At 40.6% G+C, this 25,497-nt stretch carries 26 protein-coding genes; 14 read left to right on the plus strand and 12 right to left on the minus strand.

Annotated features, from left to right (window positions below; all coding sequences use genetic code 11):
• Positions 1-40: 40 nt before the first annotated feature.
• A complete protein-coding gene (gene gcvT, locus AN391_RS03650; RefSeq protein WP_055014143.1) occupies positions 41-1,123 on the minus strand; it encodes a glycine cleavage system aminomethyltransferase GcvT in 1,083 nt (360 codons plus the stop codon).
• A gap of 98 nt (positions 1,124-1,221) precedes the next feature.
• Positions 1,222-1,821, minus strand: coding sequence for a hypothetical protein (locus AN391_RS03655; protein WP_055014144.1), 600 nt, complete (start codon positions 1,819-1,821; stop codon positions 1,222-1,224).
• A 126-nt stretch (positions 1,822-1,947) separates the two neighbouring features.
• Here AN391_RS03655 and AN391_RS03660 point away from each other — a divergent pair, with 126 nt between their 5' ends.
• On the plus strand, positions 1,948-2,796 hold the full coding sequence (locus AN391_RS03660; protein ID WP_055014145.1) for a LysR family transcriptional regulator: 849 nt from the start codon (positions 1,948-1,950) through the stop codon (positions 2,794-2,796).
• A 116-nt stretch (positions 2,797-2,912) separates the two neighbouring features.
• Here AN391_RS03660 and rlmB read toward each other — a convergent pair whose 3' ends face one another.
• From rlmB to AN391_RS20665, 5 genes are all read right to left on the minus strand, one after another.
• Positions 2,913-3,656 carry a 23S rRNA (guanosine(2251)-2'-O)-methyltransferase RlmB gene (gene rlmB, locus AN391_RS03665; RefSeq protein ID WP_055014146.1) on the minus strand — a complete coding sequence of 248 codons (744 nt, stop codon included), beginning with the start codon at positions 3,654-3,656 and terminating at the stop codon, positions 2,913-2,915.
• Positions 3,653-6,151, minus strand: coding sequence for a ribonuclease R (gene rnr / locus AN391_RS03670; protein ID WP_055014147.1), 2,499 nt, complete (start codon positions 6,149-6,151; stop codon positions 3,653-3,655). The genes rlmB and rnr overlap by 4 nt, the downstream gene beginning before the upstream one ends.
• A gap of 145 nt (positions 6,152-6,296) precedes the next feature.
• A complete protein-coding gene (locus AN391_RS03675; RefSeq protein ID WP_055014148.1) occupies positions 6,297-6,911 on the minus strand; it encodes a DNA-binding response regulator in 615 nt (204 codons plus the stop codon).
• A gap of 2 nt (positions 6,912-6,913) precedes the next feature.
• Entirely contained in the window at positions 6,914-8,011 is a 1,098-nt protein-coding gene (locus AN391_RS03680; protein WP_055014149.1) for a sensor histidine kinase, read from the minus strand.
• Positions 8,008-8,178 (minus strand): hypothetical protein, encoded by a 171-nt coding sequence (locus AN391_RS20665; RefSeq protein ID WP_162838455.1) that lies wholly within the window; start codon positions 8,176-8,178, stop codon positions 8,008-8,010. The genes AN391_RS03680 and AN391_RS20665 overlap by 4 nt, the downstream gene beginning before the upstream one ends.
• Positions 8,179-8,336: 158 nt before the next feature.
• Here AN391_RS20665 and AN391_RS03685 point away from each other — a divergent pair, with 158 nt between their 5' ends.
• The 4 genes from AN391_RS03685 (at position 8,337) to queG (ending at position 12,412) form a co-directional block, all read left to right on the plus strand.
• The gene (locus AN391_RS03685) at positions 8,337-9,203 is read left to right on the plus strand and encodes a DMT family transporter (protein WP_055014150.1); all 867 of its coding nucleotides are present in this window, start codon (positions 8,337-8,339) and stop codon (positions 9,201-9,203) included.
• Positions 9,200-9,901 (plus strand): glycerophosphodiester phosphodiesterase family protein, encoded by a 702-nt coding sequence (locus AN391_RS03690; protein WP_055014151.1) that lies wholly within the window; start codon positions 9,200-9,202, stop codon positions 9,899-9,901. Before AN391_RS03685 ends, AN391_RS03690 begins: the two co-directional genes overlap by 4 nt.
• A 46-nt stretch (positions 9,902-9,947) precedes the next feature.
• A complete protein-coding gene (locus AN391_RS03695; protein ID WP_055014152.1) occupies positions 9,948-11,165 on the plus strand; it encodes a methyl-accepting chemotaxis protein in 1,218 nt (405 codons plus the stop codon).
• A 113-nt stretch (positions 11,166-11,278) separates the two neighbouring features.
• Complete coding sequence (queG, locus tag AN391_RS03700; RefSeq protein WP_055014275.1) at positions 11,279-12,412, plus strand: tRNA epoxyqueuosine(34) reductase QueG; 1,134 nt, start codon at positions 11,279-11,281, stop codon at positions 12,410-12,412.
• 32 nt (positions 12,413-12,444) lie between these two features.
• On the opposite strand, the gene AN391_RS03705 is transcribed toward queG, so the two are convergent.
• The 3 genes from AN391_RS03705 to AN391_RS03715 all read right to left on the minus strand — a co-directional run bounded on the left by AN391_RS03705 (position 12,445) and on the right by AN391_RS03715 (position 16,214).
• Positions 12,445-13,572: a PleD family two-component system response regulator gene (locus tag AN391_RS03705; protein WP_055014153.1), complete on the minus strand. Its 1,128-nt coding sequence runs from the start codon at positions 13,570-13,572 to the stop codon at positions 12,445-12,447.
• Between the two features lie 48 nt (positions 13,573-13,620).
• Entirely contained in the window at positions 13,621-15,612 is a 1,992-nt protein-coding gene (locus tag AN391_RS03710) for an ATP-binding protein (protein ID WP_055014154.1), read from the minus strand.
• A 110-nt stretch (positions 15,613-15,722) separates the two neighbouring features.
• Entirely contained in the window at positions 15,723-16,214 is a 492-nt protein-coding gene (locus AN391_RS03715) for a GNAT family N-acetyltransferase (RefSeq protein WP_055014155.1), read from the minus strand.
• Positions 16,215-16,296: 82 nt separating this feature from the next.
• Here AN391_RS03715 and AN391_RS03720 point away from each other — a divergent pair, with 82 nt between their 5' ends.
• The 6 genes from AN391_RS03720 (at position 16,297) to AN391_RS03745 (ending at position 21,763) form a co-directional block, all read left to right on the plus strand.
• Complete coding sequence (locus AN391_RS03720; RefSeq protein WP_055014156.1) at positions 16,297-16,866, plus strand: glutathione peroxidase; 570 nt, start codon at positions 16,297-16,299, stop codon at positions 16,864-16,866.
• Positions 16,867-16,945: 79 nt separating this feature from the next.
• Complete coding sequence (locus AN391_RS03725; RefSeq protein WP_055014157.1) at positions 16,946-17,227, plus strand: peptidylprolyl isomerase; 282 nt, start codon at positions 16,946-16,948, stop codon at positions 17,225-17,227.
• Positions 17,228-17,281: 54 nt separating this feature from the next.
• Complete coding sequence (locus tag AN391_RS03730) at positions 17,282-17,860, plus strand: glutathione S-transferase family protein (RefSeq protein ID WP_055014158.1); 579 nt, start codon at positions 17,282-17,284, stop codon at positions 17,858-17,860.
• A 17-nt stretch (positions 17,861-17,877) separates the two neighbouring features.
• Positions 17,878-18,228 carry a DUF2750 domain-containing protein gene (locus AN391_RS03735; protein ID WP_055014159.1) on the plus strand — a complete coding sequence of 117 codons (351 nt, stop codon included), beginning with the start codon at positions 17,878-17,880 and terminating at the stop codon, positions 18,226-18,228.
• Between the two features lie 132 nt (positions 18,229-18,360).
• Positions 18,361-19,041 (plus strand): hypothetical protein, encoded by a 681-nt coding sequence (locus AN391_RS03740; RefSeq protein WP_055014160.1) that lies wholly within the window; start codon positions 18,361-18,363, stop codon positions 19,039-19,041.
• Between the two features lie 148 nt (positions 19,042-19,189).
• Positions 19,190-21,763: a M1 family metallopeptidase gene (locus AN391_RS03745; protein WP_055014161.1), complete on the plus strand. Its 2,574-nt coding sequence runs from the start codon at positions 19,190-19,192 to the stop codon at positions 21,761-21,763.
• 65 nt (positions 21,764-21,828) lie between these two features.
• On the opposite strand, the gene AN391_RS03750 is transcribed toward AN391_RS03745, so the two are convergent.
• Both AN391_RS03750 and AN391_RS03755 read right to left on the minus strand, forming a co-directional pair.
• Positions 21,829-22,194, minus strand: coding sequence for a hypothetical protein (locus AN391_RS03750; RefSeq protein ID WP_055014162.1), 366 nt, complete (start codon positions 22,192-22,194; stop codon positions 21,829-21,831).
• A gap of 63 nt (positions 22,195-22,257) precedes the next feature.
• The gene (locus AN391_RS03755; protein ID WP_055014163.1) at positions 22,258-23,130 is read right to left on the minus strand and encodes a hypothetical protein; all 873 of its coding nucleotides are present in this window, start codon (positions 23,128-23,130) and stop codon (positions 22,258-22,260) included.
• A gap of 116 nt (positions 23,131-23,246) precedes the next feature.
• Between AN391_RS03755 and AN391_RS03760 the strand changes: the two genes are divergently transcribed.
• The 3 genes from AN391_RS03760 to yjjG all read left to right on the plus strand — a co-directional run bounded on the left by AN391_RS03760 (position 23,247) and on the right by yjjG (position 25,429).
• Positions 23,247-24,146, plus strand: coding sequence for a phosphoribulokinase (locus AN391_RS03760; protein WP_055014164.1), 900 nt, complete (start codon positions 23,247-23,249; stop codon positions 24,144-24,146).
• Between the two features lie 63 nt (positions 24,147-24,209).
• Positions 24,210-24,755, plus strand: a complete 546-nt coding sequence (gene yjjX, locus AN391_RS03765) for an inosine/xanthosine triphosphatase (RefSeq protein ID WP_055014165.1) — start codon at positions 24,210-24,212, stop codon at positions 24,753-24,755.
• The gene (gene yjjG / locus AN391_RS03770; RefSeq protein ID WP_055014166.1) at positions 24,755-25,429 is read left to right on the plus strand and encodes a pyrimidine 5'-nucleotidase; all 675 of its coding nucleotides are present in this window, start codon (positions 24,755-24,757) and stop codon (positions 25,427-25,429) included. The genes yjjX and yjjG overlap by 1 nt, the downstream gene beginning before the upstream one ends.
• Positions 25,430-25,497 lie beyond the last annotated feature (68 nt).

Genomic DNA, 25,497 nt, shown 5'->3' on the forward strand with positions numbered 1-25,497 from the left:
TACCAATCACAAAATTATTGTGATTGGTATAACCAAATTTTTAAATGATTGATTTGCCGTTACGTACAAAGCTAGGCTTTACTACTTTAACGTTAACTAATTTTTTGCGCATTTCTACTTGGGCTGTATCCCCTGTTGAACGCGGTACACGTGCAAGGGCTACACTAAAACCAAGCGTTGGTGAGAAAGTACCTGAGGTAATAACCCCTTCTCCACCTTCAACGATTACTTTTGAGCCGCTACGCAATACGCCTTTTTCTTCAAGCACTAGGCCAACAAGCTTGTCGGTGCTTTTTTCAGCGCGTTGCTTAACAAGTACGTCACGACCAATAAAGTCACGATCTTCTGGTTCCCATGCAATAGTCCATGCCATGTTAGCTGCAAGTGGCGATACGCTCTCGTCCATATCTAGTCCGTAAAGGTTCATACCTGCTTCTAAACGTAGCGTGTCGCGTGCACCTAAACCAGCAGGCTTCACACCTGCATCTAGCAGTTGCTGCCATAAATCAGCTGCTTGCTCGTTCGGTACTACAATTTCGTAACCGTCTTCGCCAGTATAACCCGTTGTGGCAATAAATAAATCACCCACTTGTACACCAAAAAATGGCTTCATTCCTTCAACTGCGGCTTGTTGCTCGGCATTTAAAAGTGTGGCTGTTTTTGCTTTTGCGTTAGGGCCTTGTACTGCAATCATTGCAAACTCTGGGCGCTCAGTAACGGTTACTGTAAAGTCGGCAGATACCTTAGCTAAGTGCGCTAAATCTTTTTCGCGGGTGGCAGAATTTACCACTAAGCGATAAAAGGTTTCGCTAAAGTAGTAAATAATTAAGTCGTCGATTACGCCGCCTTGCTCGTTAAGCATGCCAGTGTAAAGCGCTTTACCTGGGACAGTTAATTTTGCCACGTCGTTTGCTACTAACTTACGTAAAAATGCTTTTGCCTGCTCGCCTTCAACATCCACAATCGTCATGTGCGATACGTCAAACATACCTGCATCGGTACGCACGGCATTGTGTTCTTCTATTTGTGAGCCGTAGTTGATTGGCATTTCCCAGCCATGAAAATCAACCATTTTTGCGCCTGCTTCAAGGTGCTTAGCATGTAGTACAGTTTTAGAAGTCATAACATTCCTTCACTTTTAAATTAACCCTGTGCGGGCGTGGCTTAAATAGGTTTAACTAAACAGGCAAACATAGTTATGTTTACCGGTTATTTTATGTATTAAGCAGCTTGGTTTTGCATTAGTGCAAAACCTTGTGCTTGTAAGTGCTGTTGCCATTTTTGTAGTGCTTGTTGCTTGGCGACTAACACAAAATGTTGCTCGTCGTTTTTGTCTATTGCAGTAATAAATACATCACCGCTTTGTGCGCCATAGCATAGTTGCGGGTTTGATAAACGCAGCCCTGGCGTTAATTTAAACGCGCTAATTAGGGCATCAAAGGCATTTTCTCCACACAGCGCAAGGGTTGCAAGGTCGCTACGTAGTACATAGTCAATATCAAAACGAAGTTGTTGTTCGTTTATAAGTGCTTGTAATTGCAAGCTTGCGCTATATGGCAATACAAATCTAAATGCGGTTTCGCTAAAGTAATAAACGGCAAAGCTATAGTCTGAATTTAAATCGCCATCAAGCGTGCCTTTTAGGCCTAAGCCGCTGGCTGTAAGCTTTGTTAGATCTAACCCTAAAATAGTGCTTAAAAATACACTGGCTTCACTGCCACTAAAATCCATTACAACCAGGTTGTTATTAGCTTGCACGGCATTAGTCACTGCACTTGCAGCATTGCTGTGGCGGGCAAACATTATTGGGTTAAAAGTCATAACAAACACCTGTGTATTTTTGATACCAAAAGTATATTGCGCCACTGTGACAACAACAAATTGTAATTATTAATCAATTGATAAATAATACTTATATATATGGCTATATAAATTGTAATTTTAAATATGAAAAACATATCAACCGACAGTTTGCGTACCTTTGTAATGGTTGTTGAAGTAGGTGGATTTGCAAAAGCCGGCGACCTGCTGGGCTTGTCGCAGCCTGCGGTAAGCTTGCAAATTAAACGTCTTGAAGATTTACTCGGTTATAAATTATTTAAAAAACAAGGCCAGCGCCAAGTGCTTAATCAGTACGGTGAGCTACTTTTGCCTATGGCAAAACAAATGATGCAGTATAACGATGCTATTTTGCAGCAATTCACCTCAGAGAGCATAACCGGTAAGGTGCGCTTGGGTATTCCTAGCGAATTTGCTGCGCGTATTTTGCCCTCTATCATTGGTGACTTTGTTTCGCTTTATCCAGAGGTATCGTTAGAAGTTAAATCACGCTTGAGTAAGCATTTGCTGTCGGCTTCAAGGCAGGATCAATTTGATCTTGTTTTAGCGCTTAACGAGCGCCTTAATTCAGACAAGTTTCCTATTTTTATGCAAGATGAGCTAGTTTGGGTGGGCGATTTAGCGCAGGCTAAAAATGAGGTAGTTACCTTAGTAACTGCGCCCGAGGGCTGTATTTATAGGCGCCGTGCTACCGATGCACTTAAAAGCGCTGGTATTAAGTATCGTATTGTATACAGTAATGCCGACTTAACTGGGTTAATAGCCGCCATAAAAGAGGGATTAGGAATTACTGTGCTGGCTAAAAGCACGGTACCAAGCGATCTTAATTTTCAGGCACAAAGTAAACATTTACCTGCCCTTGGTAGCATAGGCATTAGCTTAATAAAAAGCGGGGGGGAGTCAGAGCACGCAGTAGACAAACTCGCTGAGTTTATAGCCTTACGTTTAGGCTATTAATCTACGTTTAATACTAATTTAACAGCCTGAAAATAAAAACGCCGAGATTAAATAAACCGCGGCGTTTTACTCATTTTGCGTTAGGTTTTTACCAATACGCAATATAATAGAGCAACTTAGTTATTTGCGTTACGTTGGCGTAGCACTTCAAATAAACAAATACCCGTTGCTACCGATACATTTAAGCTAGACACAGTACCTGCCATTGGAATTTTAACTAATACATCGCAATGCTCACGCGTTAAACGGCGCATGCCCTCACCTTCTGCGCCCATTACAATGGCCATTGGCCCAGTCAGGTTTGCATCAAACACGTGGGTGTCTGTTTCGCCCGCAGTGCCCACAACCCATACGCCTGCATCTTTAATTTCACGCAGCGTACGTGCAAGGTTTGTTACCTGAATAAGCGGTACGGTTTCGGCTGCGCCACAGGCTACTTTACGTGCTGTGCCGTTAAGCTTGGCCGACTTATCTTTAGGTACAATAATGGCGTGTACGCCTGCAGCATCGGCACTACGTAAGCAAGCACCTAAATTATGCGGATCGGTTATGCCATCTAACACCAATAAAAACGGCGTGTCTTCGCGAGCAATGATCTCATCTAAATCTTTTTCGTTATAAACACGCGCTGCTTTTACATTAGCAATTATACCTTGGTGTTGCTCACCGTTTGCTTTGTTGTCTAACGCTTTTCGCTGCATAAATTGTACAGAAATACCAAATTTACGTGCTTCATTAATAATCGGGGTTAAGCGCTTATCATCACGGCCTTTTAGGGCGTAAATTTCTAAAAAACGCTCTGGCTCTTTTGCTAAAATTGCTTCAACAGAGTGAAAGCCAAAAATTAATTCATTACTCACGTATTATTTGCTCCTGAGCTATTACGTTTACGGGCGTTTTTGCCTGGTCTTTTAGGCTTTTTAACAGCCTTTTTTTTCGATTTTTTCTTAGCGGTGGTTTTTTCAGCGGCTTTTTTACCGGCTGGCTTTGCGCCAGACTTACCTGCAGGTTTACCTTTACTTTTGCTGGCTGGTTTTTTACCTGCTTTAGGTTTTTCATCACCTGATGTGTTTTTTCCAGGGATTTTACCCGCTTTAAGCTGCGATCTTACACTTGCCGGTACATGGCTTGGTTTACCGCGCCCTTTAGCTGCACCACGGCGACGGGCGTATCTATCTTGAGCTACATCACCACTGAGCGTTAAATTTATACGGCGCTCATCTAAACTTACCGAAGCCACTTGCACTGTTACTTTATCACCAAGGCGGTAAACGGTATGTGTATGCTCACCAATAAGAGTGTGTTTTGCCCCATCATGATGGAAGTATTCATCACCTAAATTAGTAACATGGATCAGACCATCAATTTGTAAGTCGTCTAGGCGTATAAATAAACCAAAGTTAGTAACGGATGAAATAACCCCGTTAAACTCATCACCCACGTGGTCTTGCATAAACTCACATTTAAGCCAGTCGGCAACTTCACGCGTTGCGTCGTCTGCGCGGCGCTCGGTGGTTGAACACTGCTCGCCTAGTTGGTCTACTTCATCATCGGTGTACGCGTATGCCCCCGATGTTTGCTGACCTTGTGCTTTTATTACCGCTTTAATTGCACGGTGTACCACTAAATCAGGGTAACGGCGAATCGGTGAGGTAAAGTGGGCGTACGCAGGCAGCGCTAAGCCAAAGTGGCCTATATTGTCTGGCTGATAAACCGCTTGCTTCATAGAGCGAAGTAGCATGGTTTGAATAAGCTCGGCCTCTGGGCGGTCGCCTAAACGGGCTAACACTTGGGTAATTTCTTTCGGTGTTGGCTCATCACTTAATGTGCTTTGAATGCCAAGTTCACTTAAAAACTGCGTAAAGTTACCTAGTTTTTCTTGATCTGGCTCATCGTGCACACGGTACAAGGCGCTGGCTTCGTGTTTTTCTAATAATTTAGCCGCCGATACGTTGGCTAAAATCATACATTCTTCAATCAATTTGTGCGCGTCGTTACGAACAACCGGCACTATTGATTCTATTTTACGGTGTGCGTTAAATACAAAACGCGTTTCGAGTGTTTCAAACTCAATAGCACCACGGGTTTGGCGCGCCGACTTAAGCGCCATATACATTTGCTGTAAATCAGTTAAATGTGGCACAACAGGTGCGTATTCTTCGCGTAGTTTTTCATCGCCTTGTAAAATGGCATTTACTTTGGTGTAAGTTAAACGTGCATGCGAGTTCATCACCGCTTCGTAAAACTTATAGCCCGAAAGCTTACCTGCATCTGATACCGTCATTTCGGCCACCATACAAAGGCGGTCTACTTTAGGGTTAAGCGAACACAAACCGTTAGACAACACTTTAGGCAGCATTGGAATTACTTGCTCAGGAAAATACACTGAGTTACCGCGAGCAATCGCTTCTTTATTTAGCGGCGTGTTCATACCTACATAATGCGATACATCGGCAATGGCTACCCATAAGCGCCAGCCGCCAGATTTTTTACGCTCACAATATACGGCATCATCAAAGTCGCGAGCGTCTTCACCATCTATGGTGACCAGTGGCAGGTCGCGTAGATCTACACGGCCTTGTTTGTCGGCTTCTTCAACAAACTCACCTAAATGAGCAACTTGCTCTTCCACTTCTTCTGGCCAAACATGAGGAATATCGTGATTGCGCAGTGCCACTTCTATTTCCATACCTGGCGCTAAGTGCTCGCCCAGTACGTCAATAATTTTACCTACTGCGTTCATGTTACGGCTAGGGTTTTGCGTAATTTGCACTTGCACCATTTGGTTATGGCGCGCGCCGTTTTCACTGCCTGGCAAAATAATAATATCTTGGGTAATACGTGGGTCTTCTGCTACAACAACGGCAATACCATGCTCAACAAAGTAACGCCCCACAATAGGAGCGCGCTCATTGGTAAGGACTTTAATTATGCGGGCATCACATTTTGAGCCTGAGCCACGCTTTGTGCCTTTAGCAAGTACAATGTCACCATGCAGCACCATGTTCATTTGATGCTTGGCTATAAACCAATCTTTGCTCTCGCCTTCAACTTCTAAAAAGCCAAAACCGTCTCTGTGGCCAATTACTTTGCCTTTAGTTAAACCGGCTTCGTCAATTAGGGCGTAACATTTAAACTTATTAAAATACAATTGGCCATCGCGCTCCATGGCACGAAGGCGGCGCTTAAATGCAATTTGGCGTTCGGTGTCGTTTACAGCTAATTCATCACAAAGTTGCGTGAAGTTAGCAGGTTTTGAACGCTCTTGAAGGTGAGTAAGTATAAACTCACGACTAGGGACTGGGTTTTCGTACTTTTCTTGTTCTCGGCTGAGATTTGGATCTTGGTTTGACATTCACTATCTTGTTAGTTGGTTATGTAGGTATTTTAACCCATATACGTAAAATGAGACAGGTAAAAGCGTATGAAACTTTTAATAAACCGTTTAATGAGTAAAACATACGCTCTATGGCCTTAATCATCACTTAATATAAGCGCGACTATAACCAGCCTTTTTGCTTGGCAATACGCGCTGCATCTACACGGTTAGTGGCGTTGAGTTTTGCGATAGCATCGGATAAATAATTACGTGTTGTGCCCTCGCTTATAAACAGCTGTTTGGCTATGTCGCTTGTTTTTAAGCCATCGCTTGCAAGCTTAAGGGCCTTGCGCTCTTTATCGGTGAGCGGGTCGGCGTCATCAAGCGCGTTAATGGCAAGCTCTGGATCTATCACCTTTTGCCCTTGCATTACTTTTTTAAGTGCATTGATAAGCTCATCACTGGGTGCTTCTTTTAAAATAAACCCTTTAACACCTAGGGCGAGCGAGCGCCTAATATAACCCGCTCGCGAAAACGTGGTCATAATAACCATTTTAATAGACGGGAACGTGGCCGCTATTTGCTCACTTAGCTCTATACCGCTCATGTGTGGCATTTCAATATCGGTTAAAATTATGTCTGGTAATGCTTCATCGGCCAGTGCTTTTATTGCATTAAAGGCATCTTGGCCGTTACTGGCTTGGCCTATCACTTCGATATTAAAATCAAGGCTTAACAATGCCCCTACTGCGTCGCGCACGAGTGCTTGATCTTCCACTAAATATACTTTGATCATTGTTAATCCTTAGCTGAAATTGGCAGCATTACGTTTAAAGTAAACTTATCGCCACAAGTAAACGTGGCATGGCCATTAAGTTGCTCTGCGCGCTCTTTAATACCATTTAAACCGTTACCTGCGTTTAACGTGCTGCAAGGTGCGTTATCAATCACACTTATTTGCAGCTGATGCTGTGTTTGCTCTATGTGTATCTCACAGTTTTTATTACTGCTATGACGTAATAAATTAGTGACTGCTTCTTTAATTATAAGCCCTGCGATCCCTTCTACTTTGGGAGGTAAAGTATCTAATACAACATTAAAGTTAACGTTAAAGTCTTGTTCTATTAGCCTTTGTTTTAGTTGTGCTATTTGACTTATTAAATTGAGTTGCTTTAAATCGCTCACGGCGTTTCTTACATCGCTAAGTAACTGTCTTGCTAGATCTGCTACTTGTGCTATTTCGTTATTGGCTTGCTCGTATCGCTCCCCTTGGTTTAGCTTATTAGCAAGTTCGGCTTTTAATGCAATAGATGAAAGTGAGTGGCCTAAAATGTCGTGCAGGTCGCGGGCTATTCGCTCACGCTCTGCAATAGCGGCTAACTGCTCTAATTGGTTTGCGCTTTCTTGTTCACGCTTTTTATGCAGGCGCTCTTTTTGGGTTGCAATACCAAAGGCCAGCAGCGCTCCTGATATTAATAAAGTGCCGGCTAAAAAGTATTTTATGTTTGCTATATCTGCCAAATAAGCACTTAACGCCACCGTAAATATAAGGCTAAAAACGGCATATAACCTGCTTTTTTTAACATACGATTCACCCGCTATAAACGCGATAAAACCATATAAAGTAGAGGTGCCTGTGGTATAAAATGTGGCGCTAAAACATACCAAAAGCATAACAATAAACAATGTTGTTATGTGCTTTGTTTCACAATGCATGGCTTTTACGTAAAGCAAAATAAATACAATATAAAAGGCCACGCTCATGACAATGGTATTGACTGGTAAGTTAGATAAGTTAAAAAGCGTGGGAAGTAAATAAAACCCAGTAAAAATTAGGGGCGCATATTCCCAAAACTTTTTATTACTGGGCTTTGAAAGCGTATTTGTTGTACTCATGCCAGTGCCCTTAGTTCATTATTTTTGTTTATAACACTATTTTTATTAATAAATATAAATAACACAAAAATACTAATGAGTATAAAGTAATCATTTATTGAAACACTAAAGCTAAATGATTCTAAAAACTCACTAATAGCGAGACTTATTAAAATTAACGTATTCATAGCCACCTCCCATTAAGATAAGTTAACTATGCCAAAGCCAAAAAATAATAAGCGTGTCAAATGTCATCAACTTTGCTGACATTTGTCATGTTTTAAAAATTTCATCCTGTGAGTTCGCACCCAGTGATAAGATAATAAAAAAAGGAGTTCTCATTTAAATGCAGCCACAACAGCAAAGCCTGATTTACTTACACATTGCCGTATTACTTTTTGGGGGCACTGCCCTGTTTGCAAAGTTAATAGGGTTAAATGCCATTGATATTACGGTGTACCGTACCGCTATTGCTGGTATGGCACTTTTAGCGATGCTGTATTTTCAAAAAAAACACATTAAGTTAAACAAGCCAAAAGACTACCTTATTGCGTTATTTTTAGGTGTGGCAGTAGGCATGCATTGGGTTACTTACTTTGCGGGTATGCAAATGGCGGGCGTAACCGTCGGCATGCTGGCTTTTTTTAGTTATCCAGTAATGACGGTGTTCTTAGAGCCCTTGTTTAATAAAAGCAGGCCCCAAGCAAAAGATATTGTAAGCGCAGCGGTGGTTGTAGTTGGTATATATTTACTCGTGCCCAGTGCCAATTTGGGTGACGATGTAACCTTAGGGGTTATTATGGGTGTGGTATCAGCGTTGTTTTTTTCGATTAGAAATATTACCCATAAACGTTTTTTTAGCCAATATGGCGGCCCACAAACCATGCTTTACCAAACCTTAGTGGCAAGTGTTATGCTTTGCGCTTTTATTGAAGTGCCGGTGTATGAGGTGAGTAACCACGACCTTATTTTAATTGCTGTGGCGGGTATTATTTTTACCGCTACACCGCACTCGCTATTTGCAGCGAGTTTAAAACACTTATCGGCCGCTACTGCGGGGTTAATTTCGTGCTTGCAGCCGCTTTACGGCACGTTGCTGGCTATTGTTATTATTCATGAACGCCCAACGCTACTAACACTTATTGGTGGAGCACTCATAGTCAGTGCAGCCTGCTTTGAAACGTGGTCTATTACTCAAAAGGCTAAAAAATGAAAATATTTGCGCACCGAGGGGCAAGCGGCCATTACCCAGAAAACACTAAAAGCGCTATTTTAGAAGCGTTAAATGTGGGAGTAGATGGTATTGAAGTTGATATTCAAAGTGCGCTTGATGATTATATGCTCATACACGACTCGTGGTTAGATAGAACCACCAGCGGGCACGGTAAAGTAAGCGACTTTACGGCGCAGCAACTAAGCCTGCTGGATGCCGGTAACGGCGAGCAAATTCCCACTTTACAGCAATTACTCGATTGGAATAACAATAGAACATTACTCAATATAGAGCTAAAACATACCTTTGAGCTTGAAAAGTTTGTCAGCATTTTAAATAGTAATATTGCTAAAGGCATTATTACTAAAGGTAATATTTTAGTGTCGTCGTTTGATCACCATCAAATTCATTGGCTAAAAAATAGGTTACCGTGGTTACAGATTGGCGCATTAACCTCATCAATTCCATTAGATTATGCACAGTTTGCACAAAAGCTTAATGCGTTTAGTGTTCATGTAGACAAAAGCTTTGTAAATAAAGCCTTTGTAGATGATGCCATAGCGCGGGGTTTACACGTTTACGCCTACACCGTAGATAGACCCGAAGATATAGATTTTATGCTTAAAATTGGGGTGCATGGTATTTTTACTAATTACCCTGCTCGGTCTAAAAAATATTTAGCAAACATTATTACTTGAGTTAACGGTAACTTAGTCGATAATCTCTAAATGGGGTAAGCAATAAATGAGTGGTGTAATGCAATTTTATAATTATATTGAGCAAACATTTTTTTATACGCTTACGCGTAAAATAGTGGGCAATTTAAGCTTTGTATTTTTGTTTCAGGCCATTACCTTATTTTGGTTATATAAAAGCTTAAGTGATCAGCACAGCACTAGCGCATTTTGGTTGTTAACCTTGGTTATTGTTGCAGGCTTTGCCTTTACTATTTTTTATATGCGCTATTTAATAGTGCGCCCTGTAAAAGCGATGTGCGACACATTAATAAACATAAACCAGCAAGAGGCTAATTTAGCCGCCAACTTACCGCAATTTTCGTTCGATGAATTTAAAGAACTAAGTACGCAATATAACTTATTTACTAACCATTTAAGTGATTTACTAAGTACAACTCATGCCAGCGCTAAAGCCAGCGAGCAAAGTAATGTTGATGTAAATACCGCTATGCAAAATACACAGCAATTAAGTGAACAGCAAACTCAACTAAGCCACACTATAATTAATGCGAGCAACCAAATAGTGCAAAGCTTAGAGGGCATAGTGAGTAATACTGATAGCGTGCATAGTGTTAACAGCGAGCACTTAGACTTTGTTAAGCTTTCGTCGCAAGAGCTTGCAAGCTTAGTCGAGAAAGTGTCGCTTATTGGTACCTTACTACAAAGATTTTCTAAAACGGTGTCTGGCCTTAAAGAAAACAGCGAAAACATTCGCAGCATTTTAAAAATGGTTGAGGAGTTTTCGGATCAAACTAATTTACTAGCACTTAACGCTGCCATTGAAGCGGCGCGCGCTGGCGAAGCTGGCAGAGGATTTGCTGTTGTTGCTGATGAAGTACGTACACTATCGGTAAAAGTAAGTGGCGCAACCCGACAAATAAGCGACTTTATTAATCAAATGAATGAACTAGTTAACGAAACTAACCAAGAAAGCGAGCAGTTAATTAGCCACTCTAGTACCGCACAAAGTGCCATTAGTAATACCTCTGAAGGGTTTAAAGCAATGCTAAGTGAGTTTGAACAAAACCAACAGCAGCTTCAGCAAATAGCAGATGCAGTGCATACTCTAGAGCAAGCGCAGCAACACACTCACCAATCAGTAGAGCAAATTGTTACTTTAGGCGAACAAGCTAAAAGCGCCATTGATCATGCACTAAGTAATAGTCAGCAATCTCATGCCCTTAGCCAGCAAACGCAGCAGCAGTTAAAGCGCTTTGTACAATAGCGATTACAAAACAATGCTGGGCTGTGAATTTCCTACTATTTTAAAGGCAACATTCAACAGCGCTTTATAAATATGGTAAATTACGCAGCTAATTATTTAAGTGTGTAATGTGTGTGAGTAACTCAACCCCCAACTATCAACAGCTAGCCAAAAATATTAAAACCTGGGGCCAAGAACTCGGCTTTAGTGAGGTTGGTATTACCGATATTGATCTATCTAAACACGAAGCACAATTACAGCGCTGGTTAGATGCAGGCTTCCATGGCTCAATGGACTATATGTCAACTCACGGCATGAAACGCGCTCGCCCCGCTGAACTAGTACCTGGTACACAGCGGGTTATTTCGGTGAAAATGAATTACCTGCCCCCTGATGCTAGTTTTGCCAAAACATTAAAAAACACCGAAAAAGCCTATATTAGCCGCTATGCATTAGGGCGTGACTATCATAAATTAATGCGCAACCGACTAAAAAAGCTAGGCCAAAAAATAGAACAAGCAATTGGCGATTACGGTTTTAGGCCATTTGTAGACTCCGCACCAGTACTTGAGCGTCAACTGGCTGAAAAAGCGGGATTGGGTTGGCGAGGTAAGCACTCTTTATTAATAAATCAAGAAGCGGGCTCGTGGTTTTTTTTAGGTGAGCTTTTTGTTGATTTACCGCTGCCAATTGATGCTGAAAATACGTTTGAAGGCTGCGGTAAATGCGTTGCTTGCATTACGCTTTGCCCAACAGGCGCAATTGTAGAGCCCTATGTGGTAGATGCACGTAAATGCATTTCTTACTTAACCATTGAACACCAAGGGCCTATACCTGAGAAATACCGTGCGTTATTGGGAAATAGAGTTTACGGCTGCGACGATTGCCAATTGGTTTGCCCATGGAACCGTTATGGTCAAATTACCGATGAGCAAGACTTTCACCCCCGTACGCAACTAAAAAATAAAGACTTAATTGAGCTATTTGCCTGGGACGAACCTACTTTTTTAAAAAATACCGAAGGCAGCCCTATTCGCCGTATTGGCCACGAACGTTGGCTTCGTAATTTAGCGGTGGGGTTAGGCAATGCTGATTTTAGCCCCAGCATTATTTACGCTTTAGAAAGCAAACATGAGTCTAGCTCGCTGCTAGTAAAAGAGCATATAGAGTGGGCGCTTAAGCAACAAAATAATAAACAACGAGAACAACTTCGTAAAACACAGCGCCTAATAAGAATAGTCGAAAAAGGCTTACCTCGTGATGCGTAAATCACTTATGTGAGCCTTTTTGTCTGAGAGGCTTATTTTTTAAGTAACAAAGACAAATCTTGTTCAATTTCAGCAAAGGCGGCTTTAACTTGCTTAACCGACTCTTCTCTGGCAATCGAATTTTGAATAGTTTCATCTACTTTTTTGTAAATAAATATCTCTTGATCTTCATCTAACCCCATTGTAGGTATGCGTATTTCAAGGTCTTCTTGTAACTGCTTAAATACTTTTTCGTTACTTTCTCGGTTTTCGTTAAGTAACCCAATTAAACCATGAAACTTACTATGCACCGTGCTGGCTACATCATTTAACTTTTGCTGCTGCGACTCAAGCATTTGCTTGGTCATAATTGCGCGCAGTTGCTGTTCAGTCACACTGACAATAAAGCAAACATGGTCACGAATACGCCCGTGTTTATCTGGGTCGTGATCTGGCATGTTAAGTATTAATAGGCTTATCATTTCGTAGTTCACTAATATACGGTGAGAGAACTCATGTAAGCGGCCTTTGTTTTTAAGCATGTCAAACAGCTCAACCACAATAGGCGAACACACACCATTAAGGGCAAAGTGCTCTATTGTGTCGTCATACCTAAATTCAACATTGCTTTGTAAGTCAAATGTTTGCAGACAGTCTATTAGGGCTTTGCCCAAGTCTTGCGGATTGTTAATAAACCCAATATTTTCAATGTAATTAACTATTTGCCCCATTTCGCTACTATTTGCCATAGCGTTAAATGCCGTAGATGTTGCATCTTCTACTTGTTTTTCGAGGCTCTGTTTTTCTATTAATACTTGATTTAAGTTTTTAAGTTTTGATTTAAGCTCATCATGCCCAAACGGCTTTACTATGTAATCCTCAGCACCTACTGAGTAGCCTTCCATACGCTCTTCAACCGTTCCTCTTGCGGAGACAAACATAACAATTATATGCGCTGTATTTGGATTTGCCTTTAATGCTTTACACACTTCATAGCCATTCATTTGCGGCATACTCACATCAAGTAAAATAACTTGGGGCATGTAGCCTTCTACCATGGCTAAACACTCAGGGCCGCTTGTGGCAACTTGTAATTCGAAATCAAGATCTTCTAAAATTTCTTCAATAATTTCTAGGTTGAAAGGTTCATCATCTACAGCAAGAATTTTAGTTAAGGCCATATTTTCATCATCCAATTAAATATCATTTAAACATTAATTCACAAATAATTAGCTATCTTGCACTGCTAGCTTATCATCGGCTAAATGCTCATCTAAATCTATTTCTAGGGGTACCTGAATCCTAATTGTTGCACCACCATCGCTATTATTACTTGCCGTAATTTCACCTTGATGAAGCGCTACAAATTCTCTACAAAGCGCAAGTCCTAAACCTGTACCTCCAGCGCCACTATTTGTTTTGCTGCTTTGTACAAATTTAGTAAACACGTGCTCTAATTCATCCTCGGGTATACCTATTCCATTGTCTATTACATCAATAATGGCACTGTTTTCATCAGCCATTAAGTTCACTTGAATACGACTTTTAGGTTCACTAAATTTAAGTGCGTTACCTAAAACATTGCGCAGTAGTTGATTTATTTGCTCTTCATCACACTGCACAACCACTGGCCCTGGCTTTGAAAAAACAATTTCAATTTCTTTTTCCATCGCTGTACCAGATACATCATCAATACTGGTTTTAATAATACTTTCAATATTGTATGGGCGCGGATTAAAAGGAAACTTCCCTACATCCAGTTTTGATAAATCAAGTAAGTTATTTAGTAGCGAAAGCAAACGCTCGCCGCTACTTTCTATACGCGACAAATACTTTAAAAGTTTATCTTTAGCAAAATCGCCTGCTTCTAACTTACTCAAACCAAACCGAGAAAAGCTCAATATAGAGTGCATAGGAGTGCGTAGCTCATGCGACATGTTTGCCAAAAATTCTGATTTACTTAAATTGGCGGCTTCGGCTACATTTTTGGCGTGCTCTAACTGAGAAGTGCGCGCGCGTACTTGCTCTTCAAGTAGGTCTTTAGCTTCTAAGAGCAATTCTTCTTTTTCTTTTAAATGCGTGACATTTTTAAATATAACCGCTAACGCTATTTCGCCATGGTGGTCAATTTCGTTAAATGAGCCAACCAGTGGAATATACCCACCATCTGTTTTTTGCAAACGCAGATCGCTGCTAAACTGGCGATTACTGTTTAATGTTGTGATCTTATTTTTTATTTCAGCACTTGATTCCTCATCTAAAAATTCAAATACAGAAAAACCCGCGAGTTTGTCAAAGGGCAGCTTAAACAGCCTTAAGCAGGCATCGTTTGCTTCAATTACTTTGCCGTTGCGCTCAAATAACATAATGGCGTCTGGCGTATTTTTATAAATAACTTGTAGTAGGCTGTCTTTTTCAATTAACGCATCAACAGTATCTTGTAAACGCTCTACAAGCTCCGCATTTCGGCGTTTTAAAAGCTCTGTTTGCCACAATTTATGTACTGATTGCAGCAGAACACTATCGGTGAGGGGCTTTATTAAAACATCTTCAACCCCTTTACGAATCGCCTCAATCATTGAAACTTGCTCAGGGTGTGCAGTAAATAATAAGCAGCGGCAATCTGGCTGAGACATTTTAATAGCAGAAAAAATATTTAAACCGGTACCATCTTCAAAGCTAAAGTCACTAATTAAAATATCTATACTATTATTATTGGCCACTGCCACTGCGTCTGTTGCGCTGGTTGCGGTTAGCGTTTTGATATGCGCGCCGACTAAATTACTTTTCATTTTTTCAAGGCGCTCGGGTATATGATCAACAAGTAAAATAGTAGGAAGTTTTAAAACATGGCTAGAGCCAAGCTCTAAGAGGTTTTCAAGTAATGAGGTAATTTCTTTATTTGAGAAAAACGGATAAATAACCGTTGCATCTGGTACAAGTTTATTAAGCTCACTAAAGGCGGTAAGTTGTTCGCCGCTTTCGGCTTTAGGGGCAAGTAAAACGCAGCGGTCTTGTGAGATTGTTTGAGCTAACGACTTTACTACTTCACACGGCACTCCGTAGGCACCAATTACCAAATCATACTGGCTGGTGTTAGAGTATAAATCGATCATAGAGTAATGAACGAGCTCAGCCTCACAACCTATTAATTCTAGTAAAACTTTTACTCTCATTGCGATAACACTGCTGCTATCTACAATTAAAATTTTTCGACTCATTAAGCCACACTATCGTAAACACTTTATATGTTAATAGCGTAGCCTATAATTTCTTAGTTGGTATAGGTTGTTAGACTTAATTTTAATTTTTTTACCGATAAGCTCCACAACTATTTTGGTAGATGCTTGCCGAAAATAGTTAAGCTATAGTGTGTATTGTCCATTACCGCGATATTTGGCAACTCTCCCCATACGCTAAATCCGAAATGCTTAAATAGCTTAATACTTGGTAAATTGTGGCTAAAAATAAAACCAAGCAACACTTCAATTTTTAGTTGTTTAGCCTCTTTTTGCGCAAACTCCATCAACCTTTTACCAAGTCCTTTACCTTGTGCCGCTTTGGTAATATAGATACTTATTTCGACAGTGCCATCATATGCGGGACGCCCATAAAACGATTTATAGCTTAACCAAGCAAGTACTTGACCATTTTCGCAATAAACATAAATCGGGCGTTTTTTAGAGTGGCTATTAAACCACTCTAGCTTACTTTCTACAGATACTTCCTCAGTATCGGCGGTCACCATACGCGAAGCGATGGTTTCGTTGTATATTGCTACAATGGTAGGTAAATCTTCGATAGTGGCTAATCGTGTAGTCATAAGCGCTTAATATTGTTGATCACTTTTGTGCATATTAGCGTAAGATAGACCAGTCAAACAATTATAAATTTAGGCGTTGAGTATGTTAAAAAAAACGTTACTGGGGCTGAGTATTTTTATTACCAGCTTAAGTGCCCAAGCAAATGACACATTACCCCACAAACAACAGCCACAATGCGAAGACTTTACAAATGTTGAGTTTCGTAAACTGCGTTCGAAAGAATCCTTAAACTTATGCCAATTTAAAGACCGCCCTTTACTTATTGTAAATACAGCAAGTAATTGTGGTTTTACCTCTCAATTTGAAGGCCTAGAAAAAGTACACCAACAATACAAAGACAAAGGTTTAGTGGTATTAGGTTTTCCTTCTGATGATTTTTTTCAAGAAGAAAACGATGAAAAAGACATAGCAAAAGTGTGCTTTATTAACTACGGCGTCACTTTTAATATGTTTGCTGCCAGCGAAGTACGCGGCAGTGATGCAAACCCACTATTTAAACATTTAAACGCGCAAACCAGCTCACCTAACTGGAACTTTTATAAATACTTAGTATCGGCTGACCGTAAAACCATTAAACGTTTTAACAGTAAAGTTGCCCCTACTTCAAAAGAATTAATTGATGCAATTGAAAATACGCTACTCATCAATTAAGTTTATACTGGTACTGCGCGTTAAAACTAACTAGACTGGCTTTAATGGTTAAATACACCAACTTTAAACAGGAGATTTTATGGCAGTGGCAAGTGCAAGGCACATTTTAGTAGACAGCGAAGCAGAGTGCTTAGATTTAAAAGCTAAGATTGAACAAGGCGAAGACTTTGCAGAGCTTGCAAAATCCTATTCAAACTGCCCTTCTGGTCAAGACGGCGGTGCACTGGGCGAGTTTGGCCCGGGTATGATGGTGCCTGAGTTTGATAAAGTCGTATTTTCAGCGCCCATTAACCAAGTACAAGGTCCTGTACAAACACAGTTTGGCTATCACTTACTAGAAGTGACAAGCCGCTCAGAATAACGTTGAGTTATCACAATATAAAAGCCGCTTATGCGGCTTTTTTTAGGAGCAATTATGAAACTTATAGGATCTACCCCGTCTCCATTTGTACGCAGAGTAAGAATGTGGGCAGCACAAAACAATGTTGACTTAGCGCTAGTAAACCTCGATATTTTTTCTGAGCAAGACCGCCCTACCTTAGCCAGTAACAATCCCGCAAGTAAAATACCGGTTTTAATTGATGGCGATTTAACGCTAAGCGACTCAACTATTATTTTGCGTTACCTCATCGCCAAGGCTAAAAAACCCCCACTAACTTGGTCGCAAGAACACCTACTTAATATTATCAACGCCTGTAACGACTCGTTAGTAGAATTAGCACTTAGCAGACGCTCAGGATTTGATACTAGCGACGATAAATTATTTTTTAATCTGCAAAACGAACGAGTTGCACAAACATTAAGCTATTTAAATAATCATTTAAACGATGATGAATTTAAAGGCTGTGAATGCCTTAACATCAGTTTATACTGCCTACTTGATTGGATTTGCTTTCGTGAATTAACAGACTTTAGCCAGCACGCTGCTTTAGTCAGTTTTTATAACGACTATGGCACGCATCAAGCTGCAATAAGCACCGATCCTAGACTCTAAACAAATAAGGTAAACACATGAGCGATATTGAAATTGAATCACAACTAGTTAGCTTTGTAGAAAAAGTACGTTTAAGCGAGCAAGTGTGGGCGCTAGGTGGCGACGACGGCGGCTTTGTAGTGTGCGAATCTAACCAGTTTGCTGAAACAGATGTACTGCTTTTATGGGAAAGCGAAGAGGCTGCAAAGGCCCAGTGTAAAGAAGAGTGGCAAGAGTTTACGCCTGTAGAAATTAATTTAGATGAATTTTTAGATGAGTGGGTAGAAGATTTAAACGAAGACAGCGCATTAGTTGGTTTAAATTGGAATGACGACCAAGTGTGTGTAGAAATTGAGCCTGTTGGCTTAGCACGCGCACTAAGCGAATAATTATCGCTTTTTATATAATAGTGAATATAACACCTGCTTTTTAAGTAGGTGTTTTTGTTTGTAAATCGATACTCGCATGTTTATCTATTTTAAGTATAAAATATATCGTGTCATTAATTTCAAGGGATTACGTTGAAAACCCATCTTGGTCGCCGCCCTTTTTCAGCAATGGAACTGCATACGCTTTATAACGGCTACATTTATAGCGACTTTAAAGTAGCAAGAGAGCAAGCAAAGCATTGGCATTTTTGGTTGCCTTTAATTGCCTATTACAGTGGCGCATATAGTGATGAAATTGGCTGTTTAACGCTTGACGATCTTGAGCTTAAAAATGGCATTTTGTGTTTTAATTTTCATACTAATGGAAAAATAAAAGCGCGCTTGGTTCCGGTGCATCAAGCCTTAGTTGATGCAGGGCTTAACGACTTTATTGCCTTTGTTAAAGCACATAATCACACACGATTGTTATTTGATTTACCAGCTAAGTCAGGCCGTTATAGCGAAAAAGTGCGCATCTGGTTTACAGGTGAAGGTGAGCGTGCAGGTTATTTGCAAAAATGCGCGATTCCCACTGTTGATCAACTCGGTATGAAAACCGCCATAAGTAGCCTGCGACTTAATTTTGAGCAACAAGTACGTATTTATGCATTACAAGCGAATTCAAAAGATGCTTTTAATTATTTAATGGGATTTAACGAATACCCTAATGAAAAATTTGACGATGTAGCCCTACTAAACACTGTAATACAGCAAATTCGTACTATTAATCCACAACTGCATTGGCAGCGCTTTAACCAGCGCCAAAGTCACTGACACTATTTGTTACTATTTTAAATCCAAGTAGCTACTTTATTAAATTACTCTCGTAAAAAAAGCTGCTAGGATATCTAAATCTCAACTTTTAAGGGCATAGAAATGCCTATTTGAGACAGTTTCTAACAACAACAATCTAGGGATCACTATGTTTTTAAAAAGCCTATTAACAGTAAGCGTTGCTTTAGCAATGACTACTGCCAACGCTAACGAGTTCGTTATCGAAAAGCTTGCTAAACCAAGTTCACAAAAGGTGTCGTTAACACTCGACCCAAGCCAAGACACCTTTACAGGGATGACAGAAATAGCCCTAGAAGTGTTAAAACCCACTCATTACATTGAACTTAACGGCGTGGCTTACGCTGTTAAAATGGCGCAGTTATTAGGCAATGAAAACTGCGACTTAAACAACGAAATGCTAAAAACAGAAAAAGTAAAATTTAGCTGTGATGAGAAAATTCAACCGGGTAAGTACACCCTTAAAATAGATTTTTCGGCGCCGTATAATCGCCAAAGTGTGGGCTTATACAAAACAATTGATCAGGGCACACCTTATTTATTTACTCAGTTTGAAATGAATGATGCGCGCCGAGCCTTTCCGGTATTTGATGAACCAAGTTATAAAATACCGTTTCAATTAACGATTACAGCGCCAACGTCTCAAAAGGTTTATGCCAATACGCCAGAGCTTAAAACCACAGTCAATGGCGATATGACAACACATTACTTTGATAAAACGCCCCCTATTCCTTCTTATTTAGTGGCTATGGCCGTGGGCCCTTTTGAAGAGCTTGAAATAAAAGACATGCCAATTCCAGGGCGTGTTATTACCCCGCAGGGTAAAATTCATTTAGCTGATTACGCAAAAGAGAACATGCCCAAAGTACTTGCTGCACTTGAGGCGTATTTTGGTATTCCTTATATTTATAAAAAGCTCGACTCGGTAGCCGTACCCGAGTTTCCTTTTGGTGCAATGGAAAACTCAGGCCTAGTCACCTACCGCGAAGATATATTACTGGTTGATTTAGCAGCCGCTACACGCAGTAAAAAACAGCGTAATGTGTCGATTATCGCACACGAGCTGGCTCACCAATGGTACGGTAACTTAGTGACTATGAAGTGGTGGAACGACTTATGGTTAAACGAAGCATTTGCTAGCTGGATGGCAGCAAAGATTACTAAACAGCTTAATCCTGAATTTGAATCTCACCTTGATTTACCACAAAACAACGTAATGGCATTAGATGCTCGCTTAAGCACTAAGCCTATTCGTAAACCGATTAAAACCGAAGCCGATATTATGGATGGTTTAGGGCTTGCCTACAGTAAAGGTAGCGCGGTGCTTGCTATGGTTGAAAACTGGATTGGTGAAGAGGCATTCCAAAAAGGGATTCAAAGTTATCTAAAAAAATTCTCATATAAAAACGCCGAAGCAGCCGATTTATGGGAAGCACTTGGTAAAGCGTCTAATAAAGATGTTGCCAGTGTTTTAAAATCATTTATTGAACAGTCTTCTTTTCCGCTTGTAAATGTAAAACAAGACGGTAAAAAAATTACTGTATCGCAAAGTCGCTTTGCTAATGCCGGTGTAGATGCTCCTGCACAGCTTTGGAATGTCCCTGTTGGGATAAAATATGGCGCTGGCAATAAAGTAAAAACAGCCAGTATTTTACTTAATAAGCAAAGCCAAACTTTGACGCTTGATTTTGAGCCAGAGTGGATTTACCCCGATGAAGGCGCACTAGGTTATTACCGCTGGGTAATGGACGATGCGCAGTTTGACTCACTGATAAAACATGCGCCGCAAGCACTGAATGATCGTGAGCGTTTAGCGCTGCTTTCTGCCACTGATGCACTGCTTGATGCAGGTGTAATATCGGCCGCTAAACTAATGCAAACTCTAGAAGTATTTGTAAGCGATGATCACCCTCGTGTTGCTAATACAGCGCTGGGCTATTTAGTATCGCAAAAAAATACCTTTAAAGATGAAAGCAACGAAGCGTTATGGCCTGAGTTTATTCGCAGTGCAGTAATGCCTGCAGCTAAAAAATACTCACTTGAAGCACAAGCTGGCGAAGACGGTGCTGTATCACAACTACGTGCAGGTGTTGTGTCCTTACTTGGTTTTGATGGCGAAGATCAACGCGTGATCAGCAAAGCAAAAGAGCAAACGCAAGTGTACTTAAACGATCCGCAAAAAGTGGATCCGTATTTAGCAGCTACCTACTTAAAACTTGCCGCCTATAATGGGGATAAAGCCTTACTTGATCAATTTATGGCAACCTTTAAAACCACTAAAGATCCACAAGTACGCACAAACATGTTGGCAGCAATGGGTTTTATGGGCAAGCCCCAGTTACAAAAGCAAGTGTTAGCTTATACCCTCACTGACGACGTAACGGCATCTGACATGCGTACTATTTTAGCAGGTCAAAGTTATAGCGAGTCACGCCAAGCACTATTTATTGAGTGGATATACAACAATTACGACAAGGTAACACAAAGCTTACCGCCGTTTTTTGTACCTAACTTACCGTACTTTACGACCGCGCGTTGTGATCAACAAAGTTTAGCAACCACGCAAGCATTCTTTAAAGATAAAATTGAAGAAACACCGGGCTATGCGCGTACCTTAAGCAAGCTTGAAGAAAGTACTAACGACTGTATTGCGCTTAAAGCGCGAGAGCTTGCATCAGTTAATGACTTTTTAAAAAGCAAATAAGCTTAATTAACAGTAAATATGCATAATTAAAAAAGCCGCTGAGTTATCCACTCAGCGGCTTTTATTTACCCGTTAATAATCTGTGTTAGCTTGGCAATAAAGTCTTTTGCTGCTTGCGCTGAGTTAATTTTAAAGGCCACACCATAGTGAATCGGCTGCGCACTTTTGTGAATACGTGTAGGAAAGCGCGTCATCTCGCTACTATGAAAATAACCTTGTACTCGTGTTACCTCATCAATTGTTGCAAAGTCATCGCTAAACACCTCAAAGGCTGGGCGAATAATTATTTTGCCTTTACCCGCTTCGCTGTGGGCATAAATGGCTTCTTTAGAATTTGCTAACATGTACTCAGCAATGTTTTTAATTTTAAAGTTACTTCTGCACTTTAACTGAATGAGCTGCTCTGTTAACTCATCTGAACTATACGCCACGTGGTGCTCCCTTTAATGTTTAATAGTGCATTACATTAGCCTATACGCGCCGCAAAGTCCGAATTATTTTACATCGCATACAAAGGCAAGTTTGTCGTTTTTATAACTCATTCTTGTTATGTTTGTCTCGCAATACGGGCTTAAGTTAAGCCATTGAGAAACTTCATTGGTGCCGCTTAAACTACGCATATATACACGGTTTTTAACCGCATAAGCCACTGTATTAGCATCTTTTAAAATAAAGTCTTGTACTTGCTCTGGCAATCTTAGTAAATCTTCCACCTGTTTAGATTGGGGGTTAAAACTTGCTAAAATATGCTGATCATTTTTTGTGTAACTAAATAAAAATGTTGCGGTTTTACTGTTATAAATAAGCGTGCGACCTATGTTGCTTGCTACCACCTCGCCTTTTGCCGCAGCAACCGACGTATATTGCAATGTATGTGGCTCACCTAAAATAAACATCACTAAGTCGCTTTGAGTGCCCCATGCATGGTAGCCAACAGGTTCAATCCAATCAAAAATACGGCTCGGAGCTTGCTCAGTATCGAGTGGGTATTGCCACAGCTTTTGTTTGCTATCTTGCTCTACCACAATGGCCGATAAACTTTGTTTTGAGGGCATAACAGTGGGCGAATATTCGCTCACTGGCGTATTTGTTATGTTGCTTACTTGTTTAGTTACTAAATCATAATAGGCAATATCGGTTTGACTTTGCTCGCTTGAAATAACTTCGTGCGTAAAATAAATACCTTGGTTTGTTAAATAAGGCTGGTTGTTATAGCTGTTCTTGTCGCTCACTATACTTACTTGCATACCGTAAGGTGTATTTAAATCGGCCAACAAAATTTGGCTTTTTGGCATGCTAGCCTGTGCATTCGCTAGGCTTAGCGCCGCTATAGAAGCTAGCCCAAGCCATGGTTTAATAAGTTTCATGCTTTCTCTCGTTTTAATTTTAAGCACCTCATGATAACGTTATTTGCCGATGGCGTCACTTGACCTCAGTCAGTCAACTCTTTATAACTGTCTTGGTCCTAAAAAAGAGAAAAAACATGTCTGCTAAACATCCTATCATTGCAATAACCGGTTCATCGGGTGCGGGTACTACAACCACCACCAATGCAATTAAACATATTTTTCGTAGCCTTAATATTGATGCGGCTTTTATCGAAGGAGATAGCTTTCATCGTTACACACGCCCAGAAATGGACAAAAAAATACGCGAGGCACAGCAAGAAGGTAAGCACATTAGTTACTTTGGCCGCGAAGCCAATGACTTTGGCGCATTAGAAACCTTATTTAGCAACTATGGCGAAACAGGCCAAGGCAAGTTACGCCGATATTTACACACCTTTGATGAAGCCGTGCCTTATAATCAATTACCGGGGACGTTTACCCCTTGGCAAGATCTTGAAACAAACACTGATTTAATGTTTTACGAAGGTTTGCACGGAGGCGTGGTTGATCAGGATCACGATGTGGCTAAGCACGTAGACTTGCTTATAGGCATGGTGCCAATTATTAACCTTGAGTGGATCCAAAAATTGATCCGCGATACGCAAGACCGCGGCCACTCTCGCGAAAAAGTAATGGACTCGATTGTACGCAGTATGGATGACTACATTAACCACATCACACCGCAGTTTTCGCGCACCCATATTAACTTTCAACGTGTGCCAACGGTTGATACGTCAAACCCATTTAGCGCAAAAGATATCCCTTCACTTGATGAAAGCTTTGTAGTTATTCGCTTTAGAGGAATTGATGACGTTGATTTTCCGTATTATTTACAAATGATTGAAGGCAGCTTTATGTCGCGTATAAATACCCTTGTGGTGCCAGGCGGTAAAATGGGTTTAGCAATGGAGCTGGTGCTTACCCCGCTTATTAAAGACATTATTGTTAAAAAGCGAGCTCTTGAAAACCTAGCCCCTTTAGATATACCCATTTAGACCCTCTTTTATGATTTACACTTCTGACGTACACTGCTGCTTTTGCTAACAGTGAGGGAAAACGTGTCGCACTCATTAAAAATTATTGTGGGCTCTAAAAACCCAGTAAAAATTAACGCTGCAAAACATATTTTTGCAATGTACTTTCCTAGTTACGAAATTGATTGCCAAGGCGTTGATGCTCCCTCAAATGTTCCCGATCAACCCATTGGCGAAGAGCAAACCCGTATAGGCGCACAAAACCGAGTTACTTACTGCAAAAATATATACCAAGCAGATTACTACTGTGCAATGGAAGGCGGTGCAGAGCAATTTAGCTATGGGGCTGCAACCTTTGCCTATGTTGTTATTAGTAATGGCTCTGAGCAAGCGATAGGACGCAGCAGTAACCTGCCGTTACCGCAAGTGTTATATAACGCGCTATTAAAAGGTGAAGAGCTTGGCGATGTGATGGATAAAGCATTTAACACCCATAATATTAAGCAAAAAGGCGGCGCAATAGGACTACTTACAAATAATCATGCAACCCGACAAAGCACCTACACCCAAGCGCTTACCTTAGCTATGGCGCCTTTTTTACACCCTAGCCTTTATCATCAGGAAGTTTAATGAAATACAGTTATGTACTGTTTGATGCAGACGAAACACTATTCAGATTTGATATTTTAGCGGGTATGACCCGCATGTTTAAAACGTACAATATTGAGTTTACTCAAGCCGATTACATCCATTACCAAAAAACCAATAAGCAGCTGTGGATAGATTATCAAGATGGAAAAATTAGCGCCGATTACTTACAAGTAACCCGCTTTAACGAGTGGGCTGTAAAATTAGGGGTCCCCGCTAAAGAGCTAAACGATGCATTTTTAGATGCTATGGCACAAATTTGTGAACCTTTACCCGGCGCCGTAGCGCTGTTAAATAAACTAAAGCCACATGCTAAATTAGGCATCATAACCAACGGCTTTGCCCGCTTGCAAACGGTGCGTTTAGAACACACAGGTTTAAAAGAGATGTTTGATTGGTTGGTTATTTCTGAACTAGTAGGCATTGCTAAACCTAACAAGGCTATTTTTGAGCACACATTTAAGCTTATGGGTAATCCAGATAAAAGCAAAATATTGATGGTGGGCGACACTGCCTCTAGCGATATTTTGGGAGGCAATAATGCCGGTATTGATACCTGTTGGCTACAGCACCCAGGCGAGCAGTTACCTGAAGGCATAACTCCTACTTACACAATAGCTAACTTAGATCAATTGCAGTCTATTCTTAAAATTTAGCTAAATTAAAAGCAAAAAAAATGACGCTGTTAGCGTCATTTTTTATAACTGTTTGTGAGCGTGTATTT

This window comes from Pseudoalteromonas sp. P1-13-1a (assembly GCF_001401875.1).
Classification (GTDB): Bacteria; Pseudomonadota; Gammaproteobacteria; order Enterobacterales; family Alteromonadaceae; genus Pseudoalteromonas.